The 13,569-nt window shown below is 62.8% G+C and carries 11 protein-coding genes, 1 pseudogene and 1 riboswitch; of the genes and pseudogenes, 2 read left to right on the plus strand and 10 right to left on the minus strand.

Annotation, left to right across the window (positions count from 1 at the left end; all coding sequences use genetic code 11):
• The first annotated feature begins 16 nt into the window (after positions 1-16).
• The gene (locus tag K5Q02_RS02520; RefSeq protein ID WP_225836045.1) at positions 17-949 is read left to right on the plus strand and encodes a LysR family transcriptional regulator; all 933 of its coding nucleotides are present in this window, start codon (positions 17-19) and stop codon (positions 947-949) included.
• A 10-nt stretch (positions 950-959) separates the two neighbouring features.
• Here K5Q02_RS02520 and K5Q02_RS02525 read toward each other — a convergent pair whose 3' ends face one another.
• From K5Q02_RS02525 to K5Q02_RS02565, 9 genes and pseudogenes are all read right to left on the minus strand, one after another.
• Positions 960-1,664, minus strand: coding sequence for a PqiC family protein (locus K5Q02_RS02525; RefSeq protein WP_225836046.1), 705 nt, complete (start codon positions 1,662-1,664; stop codon positions 960-962).
• A 258-nt stretch (positions 1,665-1,922) separates the two neighbouring features.
• Complete coding sequence (gene parC / locus K5Q02_RS02530) at positions 1,923-4,178, minus strand: DNA topoisomerase IV subunit A (protein WP_225836055.1); 2,256 nt, start codon at positions 4,176-4,178, stop codon at positions 1,923-1,925.
• Positions 4,179-4,185: 7 nt separating this feature from the next.
• Positions 4,186-4,710, minus strand: coding sequence for a retropepsin-like aspartic protease family protein (locus K5Q02_RS02535; RefSeq protein ID WP_225836057.1), 525 nt, complete (start codon positions 4,708-4,710; stop codon positions 4,186-4,188).
• Positions 4,707-5,706 (minus strand): annotated as a pseudogene (locus K5Q02_RS02540) (esterase-like activity of phytase family protein). Before K5Q02_RS02540 ends, K5Q02_RS02535 begins: the two are co-directional and overlap by 4 nt.
• Positions 5,706-7,604: a DNA topoisomerase IV subunit B gene (gene parE, locus K5Q02_RS02545; RefSeq protein WP_225836059.1), complete on the minus strand. Its 1,899-nt coding sequence runs from the start codon at positions 7,602-7,604 to the stop codon at positions 5,706-5,708. The pseudogene K5Q02_RS02540 and the gene parE overlap by 1 nt, the downstream one beginning before the upstream one ends.
• Before the next feature lie 45 nt (positions 7,605-7,649).
• The gene (locus K5Q02_RS02550) at positions 7,650-8,231 is read right to left on the minus strand and encodes a YqiA/YcfP family alpha/beta fold hydrolase (protein WP_225836061.1); all 582 of its coding nucleotides are present in this window, start codon (positions 8,229-8,231) and stop codon (positions 7,650-7,652) included.
• Positions 8,232-8,324: 93 nt separating this feature from the next.
• Positions 8,325-9,143 carry a 3',5'-cyclic-AMP phosphodiesterase gene (gene cpdA / locus K5Q02_RS02555; RefSeq protein ID WP_225836062.1) on the minus strand — a complete coding sequence of 273 codons (819 nt, stop codon included), beginning with the start codon at positions 9,141-9,143 and terminating at the stop codon, positions 8,325-8,327.
• A gap of 116 nt (positions 9,144-9,259) precedes the next feature.
• Entirely contained in the window at positions 9,260-9,712 is a 453-nt protein-coding gene (locus K5Q02_RS02560; protein ID WP_225836064.1) for a DUF1249 domain-containing protein, read from the minus strand.
• Positions 9,703-10,320: an NUDIX domain-containing protein gene (locus tag K5Q02_RS02565; RefSeq protein ID WP_225836065.1), complete on the minus strand. Its 618-nt coding sequence runs from the start codon at positions 10,318-10,320 to the stop codon at positions 9,703-9,705. Before K5Q02_RS02565 ends, K5Q02_RS02560 begins: the two co-directional genes overlap by 10 nt.
• Before the next feature lie 170 nt (positions 10,321-10,490).
• On the opposite strand from K5Q02_RS02565, the gene K5Q02_RS02570 reads away from it, so the two are divergent.
• Positions 10,491-11,249 carry an RsiV family protein gene (locus K5Q02_RS02570; protein WP_225836067.1) on the plus strand — a complete coding sequence of 253 codons (759 nt, stop codon included), beginning with the start codon at positions 10,491-10,493 and terminating at the stop codon, positions 11,247-11,249.
• Between the two features lie 46 nt (positions 11,250-11,295).
• Here K5Q02_RS02570 and thiC read toward each other — a convergent pair whose 3' ends face one another.
• Entirely contained in the window at positions 11,296-13,182 is a 1,887-nt protein-coding gene (thiC, locus tag K5Q02_RS02575) for a phosphomethylpyrimidine synthase ThiC (protein ID WP_225836069.1), read from the minus strand.
• A gap of 171 nt (positions 13,183-13,353) precedes the next feature.
• Positions 13,354-13,460: riboswitch (TPP riboswitch) on the minus strand.
• Positions 13,461-13,569 lie beyond the last annotated feature (109 nt).

Raw genomic sequence — 13,569 nt, forward strand, 5'->3', positions numbered from 1 at the left:
CTAAAGAATTTCCCCCATGGATCTGATCCGTTTACGCACCCTTCGCGAGCTGGCCCGCTGCGGCACCATGGCAGCCACCGCCGAGTTTCTGCACCTGACACCCTCGGCTGTTTCCCAGCAGATCACGCAACTGGAGCGCGAGGCCGATGTGGCATTGATCGAGCGCCGTGGCCGCGGCGTGGTGCTGACCCCGGCAGGTAGCCGGCTGGTGGCGCACGTCGAGCGGATTCTGGTGATCCTCGACGAGGCCCGTTCGGAGCTGGCGCAGATGCGCAGCGAAATTGCCGGGGAACTGCGCGTGGCCGCATTTCCTTCGATCGCGGTAGCGCTGGTCGCGCCCATCGTGCGCAACCTGCGCCAGGCCTATCCGCGTTTGGACGTGGTGGTGGCGGATCTGGAGCCGCAGGAAAGTCTCAGCGCCCTGAGCGCCTGGCAGATCGATGTGGCAGTGATCGACGACCTGGCCGGCGCGGCCAAGTCGCGCCAGGAACACTACGAGCTGATCCCACTGACCGAAGATCGCCTGCACGTGCTGCTACCGACGAGCCACGCGCTGGCATCGCGCAGCACCCTGACCATCGCCGACCTGCAGGACGAGGCCTGGGCGCTGGACTCCACCAACAGCTCGTTCGGCGAATTCATCGGCAACCTGTGCCGCCGCTCCGGTTTTGCACCGCGTATCAACGCGCACTGCGCCGGGTTCGAAATGGTCGCGGCGATGGTCGCGTCCGGCAATTCGATTTCGGTGGTCTCAGGACTGCGCCTGGTGCGCCCGCTCGAAAACGTCACCGCTGTGCGCCTGGCACCGGCCATTCAACGCAAGATATTCCTCGCCTACCGCAAGGGCGAGCGCAAACACCCCGCCGTGACCGTATTCCTCGACGAGGCGATACGGACAGCGGGGGTGCTAGAGGGCTATCAGAGAGTCGAACTGAAAGACAAAGCCTGATTCGCCAGGATCAGAAGCGGAACACTTCCGCGTCGATGCGGATAGGCTCGGCCACCGGCATTTTCGGTGGCTCCTGCCGCGCCGCCGGGGTCGGCGCCTTCTTGCGCGGCTCCTCGGTAGCGATTGGCGTATTACCGTGGTTTTTCACCGCGCTCGCCAATTGCTCGACCAGTTGCTGCACCACCGCGCTCTGCGCGCGTACCTGATCGGCTACCGCGCCCTGGTGCTTCTCTTCGAGGTGCACCAAACGGGTATCGAGCAATTGCCCTTCCCGACCGACCAGCCGCCACTGCGCCTCAAGTATCGCAGGCTGACGCGGGCCGGAGTCCAGGCGGGTTACAGACAGCAGCACCTGAACCTGAGCCTTAAAGCCCGGGTTGTCCGAAGCAAGTACCAGGCGCTGGCTATTGATCCGGCCCGACAGCTGGCGCAACACCTGACGATCCAGATCGGTGGCCAGGCTGCCAGCCCAGCGAGCATTCCCAGCCGCGCTCAGGCTGCCGTCGTCCTGGCGCTGCAGCAACGCTTCACGCTGCAAGTAATCGGCAACGGTAATAGGGCCCAGCAATACACTCATGCCATCCTTGTCAGCGGTTTTGGCGGCACTGCTGCCACCGTCGAGCTGGTAAAGCGAGACGGGCATGAAATGCGAACAACCGGTCAGCGTCAGCAGACCGGCCAGAAGAAGCGTAAGAGGAAGCCGCTTAACAATCATCAATGTCTTCCAGCTGGCAGTGTCGCCAGCGACCATGGCTACAGGTAAAGGGTCAAAAACAAAAAATAGGTAAATCACCGCGTCGGCAAACGCCGGCGAGGTGTCAAATAATCCCTGTCCATATGCAATGCGCCTGCCACCGAGCGCTTTGACCCGAAAAGATGGCATAGGGCCCACCGTCAGGTAGGCCCACAAGGGGCTGTATCATCCGTCAAACCGGCCTGCAACTCCAGTAGGAGGCCACTTGCCAGTAGCCCCCTACTCGACCAGTAAGCCATCGACGCGCTGGAATCCACGCGGCAATTTGTTGCCGCGTCGGCCACGTTCGCCCTTGTAGTGTTCAAGGTCGTCAGCCTTTAGAGACAGGGTACGCTTGCCAGCCTGCAAAACAAGGGTGGCGCCTTGTGGAAGCACAGCAAGGCCCGTCAGGTACTCCTCGCGACTGGCGACGCGCTCACCGGGGATACCGATGATCTTGTTGCCTTTGCCTTTGCTCAGTTGCGGCAGGTCGGCGACCTTGAACAGCAGCAGACGACCCTCGGTGGTCACGGCGGCCAGCCAGTCCTCCTCGCGACTGGTGAGCGGCCTTGGCGCCACTACCCGCGCGCCATTGGGCAGGCTGAGCAGGGCCTTGCCGGCCTTGTTCTTGGCCTGCAGGTCTTCACCCTTGACCACGAAGCCGTAGCCGGCATCCGAAGCGATCACGTACAGCGCCTCATCCTCGGGCAGCAGCACGCATTCGAAGCTGGCACCCGGTGGCGGCGTCAGACGACCGGTCAGCGGCTCGCCCTGGCCACGAGCCGATGGCAGAGTGTGAGCGGCAAGCGAATAGCTACGCCCGGTGGAGTCGATGAACACTGCATACTGGTTGGAACGCCCCGGCGCGGCGGTCTGGAAGCCGTCACCAGCCTTGTAGGAGAGGCCGGTGGCGTCGATTTCGTGACCCTTGGCCGAGCGCACCCAGCCTTTTTCCGAGAGCACCACGGTGATCTTTTCGTTCGGCAGCAAGTCGTGTTCGGACAGCGCTTTGGCCTCGGCACGCTCGACGATCGGCGAACGGCGGTCATCACCGTACTTCTCGGCGTCCTCGATGATTTCCTTGCGCACCAGCTTCTTCAGCTTGGCTTCACTGCCCAGCAGCGCCAGCAGCTTGTCGCGTTCCTTGGCCAACGCATCCTGCTCACCGCGGATCTGCATTTCTTCCAGGCGAGCGAGTTGGCGCAGGCGGGTTTCGAGAATGTACTCGGCCTGTATCTCGGTGAGGCCGAAGCGCTCCATCAGCACCGGCTTGGGCTGATCCTCGGTGCGAATGATGTGAATCACTTCATCGAGGTTGAGGAAGGCGATCAAGCGGCCCTCCAGCAGATGCATACGATGCTCGACCTTATCCAGGCGGAACTGCAGGCGGCGGCGCACGGTGCCAACGCGGTAGCGCAGCCACTCGACCAGCAGAGTGCGCAGATCCTTGACCTGCGGTTTACCGTCGAGACCGATGACGTTGGCGTTGACCCGGTAGCTGGACTCCAGATCGGTGCTGGCGAACAGATGCTGCATCAATGCGTGGTGATCGACGCGGCTGCTGGCCGGGATGATCACGATGCGGCAGGGATTCTCGTGGTCCGACTCATCGCGCAGGTCAGCGATCTGCGGCGCCTTTGACGGTTTGGCCTGCATCATCGCAGCGATCTGTTCCAGCACCTTGGCGCCGGACACCTGATGCGGCAGCGAGGTGACCACAATGTCGCCGTCTTCGACGCTGTACACGGCGCGCATACGTACCGAACCGCGACCGGTTTGGTAGATTTTCAGCAGGTCGGCACGCGGGGTGATGATCTCCGCCTCGGTCGGGTAATCCGGGCCGAGCACGTGCTCGCAGAGCTGCTCCACCGTTGCGGTGGGCTCGTCGAGCAGGCGTACGCAAGCGGCCGCTACCTCACGCAGGTTGTGCGGCGGCACATCGGTGGCCATGCCCACGGCGATCCCGGTGGTGCCGTTGAGCAGCAGGTTGGGCAGACGTGCCGGCAGCGTCGCCGGTTCGTTCAGGGTGCCATCGAAGTTCGGCACCCAATCCACCGTGCCCTGGCCGAGCTCGGTCAGCAGTACTTCGGAATAGCGGGACAGGCGTGCCTCGGTGTAACGCATGGCGGCGAAGGACTTGGGATCGTCCGGCGCGCCCCAGTTGCCCTGGCCGTCTACCAGCGTGTAGCGGTAGCTGAACGGCTGCGCCATCAGCACCATGGCTTCATAACAGGCCGAGTCGCCGTGCGGGTGGAACTTGCCGAGCACGTCACCGACGGTACGCGCCGACTTCTTGTGCTTGGAATCGGCATCCAGGCCCAGCTCGCTCATGGCGTAGACGATACGACGCTGCACGGGCTTGAGGCCGTCGCCGATGTGCGGCAGCGCGCGATCCATGATCACGTACATCGAGTAGTTGAGATAAGCCTGCTCGGTAAAGTCGGCAAGGGAGCGGCGTTCGACACCGTCCAGGCTCAGATCGAGGGTTTCGCTCATGCGTGCCTCATTGCAAAGTGGATTGGCGCAGCATCAAGGTGCCGTCGCGCTGACTGAATTCAAGTTGTTTCAAGGCGCTCATGCCCAGCAGGATTTCATCGCCATCCATGCCCGGTGCGATAAGCGCGGAGACGTCATGCAGCACGATATCGCCAAGCTGCAAACGCTCCAGACGCGTGCGATGCGCCGTGGCGCGACCATTGGCAGTGCTGATCTGCACGGGTGCGCCCGACTGCAGGCCCAGGCTGCGGGCGACCTGACTGGGGATCGCCACCTGAGTGGCGCCGGTATCGAGCAGAAAGGTCACCGGATCGCCGTTGATCTGCCCATCGACCAGATAGTGCCCACCACGACTGCTGGCCAGGCGCACCTCGACGTAGTCGCTGCCGTGTACCGACTGCGGCTGACGGTTGGGGTGGCTCTTGTCGTCTTCCCATTTGCCGAAGAAATGCGTGGCCAGTAGCAGCCCCGCCCCCCAGGCCAGCACCAACATCACCCGGCCGGCACGACGGCCGGAGGTCTGCTCGCTCACCGCGTCGCACCCCAACCACCGGTAGGCGCCGCGAAGCGCCAGACCACCGGACGACTCTCGCCGTCCGAACGGCCGTGGCCACCATTGTCGACACCGATCCAGGCACCTTCGGCGTCGACCGCCAGCGCCTCGGCCACGCCGTAACTCATGGGATAACGACGCTCTTCAGTGAGTGCTTCGGCGGCGAACGACCAGCAACGCTCGGTATCGCCGGTCGCCGGATCACGGCGGCAGATACGATGAGCCTGGCGCTCCAGGGTAAAAAGCTTTTCGCTGTGAAACGCCAAGCCGGAGAAATCCACGGGGGCCAGCGCGCCGCCCAACGCCTCGGGCGAAGCCTCTTGGCCGCCCTCCGCTAAGCAGTACGCAGCCACCTTCGCAACGCCAGATGGCACGACGGTGATGCACCACCAGCAGGCCGCGGCGCTGCTTTTCCGCTGCCAGCCAAAGGCGCTCACCGGAGGGGTCAACGGCGATCCCTTCGAACAGCGAGTTGAAATGCAGCAGCATGCCGCTGGCCCGCGCTTGGCGCACCAAGCCTTCGGGAAGGGCTAGCCACTGCGCATCGGCGGCTGGCGGCACTTGTAACACCGCAGCGCGGCTTTCACTGACCAGGTAGCGATTGCCCTTGGCGTCGCAGGCAATGCCTTCGAAATCCAGATGACCGCCGCGTACCAGACCGGCTGCCCAGGCGCGCATGCGCAAGCCCCAAGGCAGCGGCATTACCGGCGCTGGCGGCGCGACGAAGCGCTCTGCCTCGGCCTGCCAGATGCGCGCGGAAGAATCGAGTCGGTAGAGACGATCATCCTCACGGTCGGACACCGCCCACAACGCGTCACCGCACCAGGCCAGGCCAGACAGATTGCCAGCGTCCATCCCGGCGACCGGGTGTTCGCTGAGCAACTTGAGTTCTTCGAGTGGCGAGGTATCGGCCAGCACCGGCATCAGAGCCGGCGTCATAATTGAAAACAGCACGGCGCCGAGCAGTCGCCGCATCAGAGCAGAACCTCGGCCAGGTTGCCCTTGGACTCCAGCCAGGACTTACGGTCGCCGGCACGTTTTTTAGCCAGCAGCATGTCCATCATCTCGCGAGTCCCTTCGAAGTCTTCGAGGGTGAGCTGCACCAGGCGCCGGGTATTGGGATCCATGGTGGTTTCGCGCAACTGCGGCGGGTTCATCTCACCCAGGCCCTTGAAGCGGGTGACCTGCGGCTTGCCGCGCTTCTTCTCGGCGACCAGGCGGTCGAGAATGCCGTCACGCTCGGGCTCGTCCAGGGCGTAGTAGATTTCCTTGCCGAGGTCGATGCGGTACAGCGGCGGCATCGCCACGTACACATGGCCCGCGTCTACCAACGGGCGGAAATGCTGCACGAATAGCGCGCAGAGCAGTGTGGCGATGTGTAAGCCATCGGAGTCGGCGTCGGCGAGGATGCAGATCTTGCCGTAACGCAACTGGCTCAAATCGCTGGAGCCGGGATCGAGGCCGACCGCCACGGCGATGTTATGCACTTCCTGGCTGGCCAGCACCTCACCGCCGTCCACTTCCCAAGTATTGAGGATTTTCCCGCGCAGCGGCAGGATCGCTTGGAATTCCTTGTCACGCGCCTGCTTGGCAGAGCCACCAGCGGAATCACCTTCGACCAGAAACAGCTCGCAGCGCATCGGGTTCTGCCCTGCGCAATCGGCCAATTTGCCAGGCAATGCCGGGCCTTGGGTAATTCTCTTGCGTTCGACCTTCTTGCCGGCCTTGAGGCGGCGGCTGGCGTTGCTGATAACCAGTTCGGCCAACTGCTGACCAAACTCCGGGTGGGCGTTGAGCCATAGGCTGAACGCGTCCTTGACCACGCCTGAAACGAACGCGGCCGCTTCGCGGGACGACAGCCGCTCTTTGGTCTGCCCGGAGAACTGGGCGTCCTGCATCTTCATCGAGAGGACGAAGGCGATGCGCTCCCAGATATCTTCAGGAGCCAGCTTGACCCCACGCGGCAGCAGGCTGCGGAACTCGCAGAATTCACGCATGGCGTCCAGCAGCCCTTGGCGCAGGCCGTTGACGTGGGTACCGCCCTGGGCGGTTGGAATCAGGTTGACGTAGCTCTCCTGCACCGAGTCGCCGCCTTCCGGCAGCCACAAGAGCGCCCAATCCACCGCCTCCTTGTTACCGGCCAGGCTGCCGCAGAAGGGCTCGTTGGGCAGGCGTTCGAACTCGCTGACCGCATCCACCAGGTAGGAGCGCAGGCCATCCTCGTACAGCCACTCGACCAGCTCGCCACTGGCTTTGTCGTGGAAGCTCACCGCCAGGCCGGGGCACAACACGGCCTTGGCCTTGAGCACGTGCTTGAGACGGCTGACCGAGAACTTGTGCGCATCGAAATACTTGGCGTCCGGCCAGAAGTGCACAGTGGTGCCGGTGTTGCGCTTGCCGACCGTGCCAATCACAGCCAGGTCGCTGGCCTTGAAGCCGTCAGCGAAGGCCATGGAATATTCGTTGCCGTCACGCTTGACGCGAACTTCGACACGGGTCGACAAGGCGTTGACCACCGAGATCCCGACCCCGTGCAAACCACCGGAGAACTGGTAGTTCTTGTTGGAGAACTTGCCGCCAGCGTGCAGCTTGGTGAGGATCAGCTCGACCCCTGGCACGCCCTCTTCCGGGTGAATGTCCACCGGCATACCACGACCGTCGTCGCTCACTTCCAGGGAGTTGTCCTCGTGGAGGATCACCTGGATGGATTTGGCATGGCCCGCCAGGGCTTCGTCGACGCTGTTGTCGATGACTTCTTGGGCCAGGTGGTTGGGGCGGCTGGTGTCGGTGTACATCCCCGGCCGCTTGCGCACCGGGTCAAGGCCGGAAAGGACTTCGATGGCATCTGCGTTGTAGGCGTTTTGCTGGGCCATAGGTCTCTGAAATGCTCTGATTAATCGGGGTTCGGACGCGGCCGGTCAGGACACGGGCGCGATGCCGGCGAAGGCGAACAACATGGGCAAGCGCTCGGCGAAGCCCTGGAAACCATGATCACCGCCGGCCTCGATGCGCAGCGCGCAATGCCGGTAGTACGCCTGGGCGTGCCGGTAATCGAGGGTTTCATCGGCGGTCTGCAGCCACACCTGATAACGGGCCGGATCAGTGGGCGGCGGTGTTTCGAGCTCCGCCAGTGCCGTCACGTGATCGGCAGTCAGCTCCCAGGTTTCGCCACTGTAATGATTACGTTGCGGATCGAGGTAGCCGTCGAACAACCGGTGCGGGCACACCGCCGGATTGATCAACAGCGCCTTGAGGCCATGCCGTTCGGCCAGGTGGGTCGCATAGTAGCCGCCCAGGGAGCTGCCGACCAGCACAGGGGAACCGAGCTCGGCAATCAGCGCCTCGAGCTCGGCGATGGCCTGGCGTGGGTGATGATGCAGGGCTGGAACGCGCAGTTGCGCTTGCAGCCCCATGGCGGTCATGGCTGCGGTCAACTGGCTGGCCTTGGTGGAGGCCGGCGAGCTGTTGAGCCCATGGATATAAAGAATGCTCGTAGTCATGACGGGAGGCTACTAGCGCCGCCCTACAAGCCGCAAGCATTGCTAGGGTCTGATGACGTTTCAGCACAAGCCGCGTTGCCGCGAGAACAGACCCTAGTAGCCGCGAACACTGTAGTCAGGCTCAAAAACGATACCGCTGACCCGTGACACCGCGGTTTCTAGGCGGCCATCATCGTGCAGACGCAGCCAGCGGTAGCCGGGAGCCGTGCTGTCGACCTGAAAATCCTCACTGCCGGGCGTGAACTGTACGCAGGTGGACGGCGAGGCCAGCAAACGCACCTTGCCGCGCATCTCATCGATGGTCTGATGCACGTGCCCCCAAAGAACCGCCCGCGCCTGCGGAAAACGATCCAGCACGGCGAACAGCGCATCAGGATTACGCAGGCCGATCGGCGCCATCCACTGACAACCGATATCCACCGGATGATGATGCAGGCAGATCAGGTGATGACGATCCGGCGCCTCGCTCAGTGCCCGCTCGAGCAGCATCAGCTGCGACTCCTGAAGGTAACCGGGCACCGCCCCCGGGATCGACGAATCGAGCATGATCAACCGCCAGTTGCCGAGATCCACCACGGGCTCTAACAGATCACGGCCCACACAGGCCGCCTGCATCGCCGGGATGTCGTCATGGTTACCGGGAATCCAGCGCGCCGAAGCATTCAGCGCCGCGCTCATTTCGAGAAAGCGTGCATAGGAAGCCAGGCTGCCATCCTGGGACAGATCGCCCGTCGCCAGGATCATATCGATGACCGACTGCTCCTCGAGCACTAGGTCGATGACTTGACGCAGGCTGTCGGCGGTATCCATGCCCAGCAGCTTGCCTTCCGTATCGGCAAACAGATGGCTATCGGTAAGCTGCACCAGCAATACCGAAGAATCAACAGGGGTAGACACGGCCGCACTCGACAAAGTGCTTCTCCTTGGAAAGCAGACGCAAATTATGGAATCGGGATACGGGCTAGGTAAACCCGCTAATAGGGACTAGTTCACAGAAACCCGAAGCATTCTTGTGCAGACACGCGCACTCAAACCTGTGGCTCGACCTCGTGCCCGCACGCCAGGCAATGGCTTAGCCACTCACCGAGAAAAACATTGAGCTGGGTTTTCTCGTCCGGCTGGTGCATAGCAGGGTTGGGATAGGGATAGATGCCGCGAAAGCGTCGCGCGCTCTGGGCCCCCGTCACTTCGGCCATGCGTGCGTCGTGATAGACACGCACTTCCAACTGCGGCACCGGCAGCCAGGGCAGGCTGTGTTCCTGGCGCACCTGCACGGTGGAGGTGTACGGACAGGTCTCCACCACTTCCAGCGCCAGCACGCCAAGCTGCCGCTCACCCTGACTGAGCGCCACACGTCGAGCGCCCTGCGCATCACGCATGCCGGGCAGCAGCCGCATCAGCCGCGCATAATTGGCCTCGCAAGCCGCCTGCAGTTCGATCAGATCGACCCGATAGCGCTCACGCAGCAGATTTACCCCCATAGGCCCCTTACCTCGGCGCGATTAAGCGCCAGCCACTGCAAGGCGATGATGCTCGCCGCATTGTTGATCTGCCCATCCCTGACCGCCTGCAAGGCATCCTCGAACGGCCAGACCTGCACGCGAATGTCCTCGCCCTCTTCTTCGAGCCCGTGTATGCCGCCTACGCCAGCGCTGTCACAGCGGCCGAGGAACAGGTGCACGAATTCGTCGGAGCCGCCCGGCGACGGGAAGTAGCGGGTTATCGGCCACAGCGACGTCAGCGTCAGCCCGGCCTCTTCCTCGGCTTCGCGCAGCGCGACCTCATCGGGCTCTTCGTTCTTGTCGATCAGCCCGGCTACCAGCTCGACCAACCAGGGGTTGGCCGCTTTATGCATGGCGCCGACACGGAACTGCTCGATCAGCACCACGCTGTCAGTCACCGCATCGTAGGGCAGCACGCACACGGCATCGTGACGGATGAACAGTTCACGGCGCAGTACGGGCCCCATTTCGCCGGAAAACTGCTGGTAGCGCAGATGAAAGCGATCCAGGCGGTAGAAGCCGCGGAAACACTCCTCACGCTCGATGATTTCCACCGCGTCCGGGCCGGGGGTGAAGGTTTCGGTCATCTGCTTTTCTCTCGTTTGCCTGCACATGGAATGCATCCTAGGGGCTGTTAAGGCTCTCCCGCAAGCGACGCATCGAAACCCTGGCCGATCTGCTCGCATTGGCGAATAATCGCGAACTCCACTGCTTTCGGGCAGTCGAACCCCCGTCCTCCGCCAACGGCTTTTCCTGCATGAAAACATCCACCATTGCTCGCCTCGGCGCCATCCTCAGCCTCGCCCTTTTGCTCGGTGCCTGCCAGAGCCTGTCCAAACCCGCTACACCGCCAGCGCTGGCGACCAGCAACGAGCGCTGGGAACACAAAGCGCCAGGTTGCGCCGCCCAGGACTGCCCGCTGGTCAATATCGAACTGCAGCGTCTGACCGATAAGCCCGAGCTCAATGCACGAATCGAGTCGACCCTGCTTGGCCTGGTGGGTGCCGCGACTGGTGCCCGGCCACAATCACTGGCCGATCATGAGCGTGAGTTTCTCGCCAATGGCAAACCTGGCTGGGTCAGCTATCTGCAAGCCAAGGTACTCAGCCAACATGACCGCTTGGTGGTGATCGAACTGTCGAGCTACCACTTCATTGGCGGCGCCCATGGCGTGCCGGGGCGCACCTACCTGAACTATGACCGTGAGCTGAACACGGTGCTGAGCCCACAGGATTTCATCGTTCCCGGCGAGGAAGCGGCGTTCTGGCAAGTCGCCCAACGCGCCCACCAGGCGTGGTTGATCACCCAAGGTCATGGCAACGATGCTGAATACCTTCAGACTTGGCCCTTCGAGCGCACGCCAAACATCGCCCTCAATCCTGACGCGGTGATGCTCAAGTACGATGTCGCCCGCCTGGCGCCCTACTCAGACGGCCACCCCGAGATAAAGATCCCCTACAGCCAGTTGCAAAGCATCCTACGCCCGGCCTACATGCCCGGCGCCGCGGCACGCTGAGAGAGTGCCGGGAGATCGGCAACCTTGCCGATCTCCCGGTTGAGTGTCACACCTGCCGGTAGATTACCGACCCCTCTTCCTTGAAGCGCTCGGCCTGCTCCTTGAAGCCGGCCTCGACCGCCTTGCTCTCGTCGGACAGGCCATTGACCTTGGCGTACTCGCGCACTTCCTGAGTGATTTTCATCGAGCAGAACTTCGGCCCGCACATGGAGCAGAAGTGAGCGACCTTGGCCGAATCCTTGGGCAGGGTTTCGTCGTGGTAGCTGCGCGCGGTATCCGGGTCGAGACCAAGGTTGAACTGGTCTTCCCAACGGAATTCGAAGCGCGCCTTGCTCAGCGCGTTGTCACGGATCTGCGCGCCCGGATGACCTTTTGCGAGATCGGCAGCATGGGCCGCGATCTTGTAGGTGATGATGCCGGTCTTCACATCATCCTTGTTGGGCAGGCCAAGGTGTTCCTTGGGCGTGACGTAGCAGAGCATGGCGCAACCGAACCAGCCGATCATCGCCGCACCGATGCCGCTGGTGATGTGATCGTAGCCCGGCGCGATGTCGGTGGTCAGCGGGCCGAGGGTGTAGAACGGCGCCTCGTCGCAGCACTCCAGCTGCTTGTCCATGTTCTCCTTGATCAGCTGCATCGGCACGTGGCCGGGGCCTTCGATCATGCACTGCACGTCGTGCTTCCAGGCGATCTTGGTCAGCTCGCCGAGGGTTTCCAGTTCACCGAACTGCGCGGCGTCATTGGCGTCGGCGATGGAGCCAGGACGCAGGCCGTCGCCCAGCGAGAAGCTGACGTCATAGGCCTTCATGATTTCGCAGATGTCTTCGAAGTGGGTGTATAGGAAGTTCTCTTTATGGTGCGCCAGGCACCATTTGGCCATGATCGAACCACCGCGCGAGACAATGCCGGTGACCCGCTTGGCGGTCAGCGGCACATAGCGCAGCAGCACGCCGGCATGAACGGTGAAGTAGTCGACGCCCTGCTCGGCCTGTTCGATCAGGGTGTCGCGGAACAGCTCCCAGGTCAGGTCTTCGGCCACGCCGTTGACCTTCTCCAGTGCCTGGTAGATCGGCACGGTACCGATCGGCACCGGCGAGTTGCGGATGATCCACTCGCGGGTTTCATGGATGTGCTTGCCGGTGGACAGGTCCATCACCGTGTCCGAGCCCCAGCGAATGCCCCAGGTCAGCTTGGCGACCTCTTCCTCGATGCTCGAACCCAGCGCCGAGTTGCCGATGTTGCCGTTGATCTTCACCAGGAAGTTGCGGCCGATGATCATCGGCTCAAGCTCGGTGTGGTTGATGTTCGCGGGGATGATGGCGCGGCCGCGGGCCACTTCGTCACGGACGAACTCGGCGGTGATTTCCTTGGGAATGCTGGCGCCGAAACTGTTGCCGGCATGCTGCTCCTTGAGCAGGCCAGCAGCGCGGTGCTCGGCGAGCTTCATGTTCTCGCGGATGGCGATGTATTCCATTTCCGGCGTGATGATGCCCTGCCGCGCGTAGTGCATCTGGCTGACGTTCTTGCCGGGCTTGGCGCGGCGCGGGTTGCGCACATGGGCGAAGCGCATCTTGGTCAGCTCGGCATCGGCCAGACGGCGCTGGCCGAACTCCGAGGACAGGCCCTCGAGGCGTTCGGTATCGCCACGATCCTCGATCCAGGCGCTGCGCACGTCGGCCAGGCCCTTACGCACGTCGATGGTCACGCTCGGGTCGGTATAAGGGCCGGAGGTGTCGTAGACGGTGACCGGCGCGTTGATCTCGCCACCGAAGTCTGTCGGTGTCACGTCCAGACTGATTTCGCGCATCGGCACGCGAATGTCCGGGCTCGAGCCCTGGACGTAGATTTTCTGCGAACGGGGAAAGGGCTGGATCGACTGCTGGTCGACCTGGGCGGACTCACTGAGATTTTGCTGTTGTTGTTTGCTGCTCATCGGCTGGCTCCTCGGCTGAATGTCGGAGCGAACCTGATAGACGCGATGAAGCAACACCACGCCGTGGCTGTTTGAGCATGCAGGATTCGTGAGAGCGCCGGCATGATCGAACAGCCAGGGCGCGGGCGCACCACGAACGCGGTGCGGGGGTATCCATAATGCAGACTGCAGGAGTGGATACCTCTTGTTCCCTACGCAGGCCTTAACCTGATCAGGTTCAACGGGATCCGGAACTATCCGATCTCAGCCTCCGATTCGAGGCACCCCGACAAGAACTCGGCCAGTCTACTGGCACCTGCCAACCGCAGCAACGCCGACAAGACCCGCAGGTCGGATAGTGACGCCTGCCTGTCCACCACCGCGCGCCTTGACCACCCCGATGGCCGG

The organism is Pseudomonas sp. MM211 (assembly GCF_020386635.1).
Lineage (GTDB): Bacteria > Pseudomonadota > Gammaproteobacteria > Pseudomonadales > Pseudomonadaceae > Aquipseudomonas.

Excerpts from the sequence above, each read along its gene's own strand:
- K5Q02_RS02520 (WP_225836045.1), top strand. The coding sequence starts at position 17 with ATGGATCTGATCCGTTTACGCACCCTTCGCGAGCTGGCCCGCTGCGGC.
- K5Q02_RS02525 (WP_225836046.1), bottom strand. The coding sequence starts at position 1,664 with ATGATTGTTAAGCGGCTTCCTCTTACGCTTCTTCTGGCCGGTCTGCTG.
- parC (WP_225836055.1), bottom strand. The coding sequence starts at position 4,178 with ATGAGCGAAACCCTCGATCTGAGCCTGGACGGTGTCGAACGCCGCTCC.
- parE (WP_225836059.1), bottom strand. The coding sequence starts at position 7,604 with ATGGCCCAGCAAAACGCCTACAACGCAGATGCCATCGAAGTCCTTTCC.
- K5Q02_RS02550 (WP_225836061.1), bottom strand. The coding sequence starts at position 8,231 with ATGACTACGAGCATTCTTTATATCCATGGGCTCAACAGCTCGCCGGCC.
- K5Q02_RS02560 (WP_225836064.1), bottom strand. The coding sequence starts at position 9,712 with ATGGGGGTAAATCTGCTGCGTGAGCGCTATCGGGTCGATCTGATCGAA.
- K5Q02_RS02565 (WP_225836065.1), bottom strand. The coding sequence starts at position 10,320 with ATGACCGAAACCTTCACCCCCGGCCCGGACGCGGTGGAAATCATCGAG.
- K5Q02_RS02570 (WP_225836067.1), top strand. The coding sequence starts at position 10,491 with ATGAAAACATCCACCATTGCTCGCCTCGGCGCCATCCTCAGCCTCGCC.
- thiC (WP_225836069.1), bottom strand. The coding sequence starts at position 13,182 with ATGAGCAGCAAACAACAACAGCAAAATCTCAGTGAGTCCGCCCAGGTC.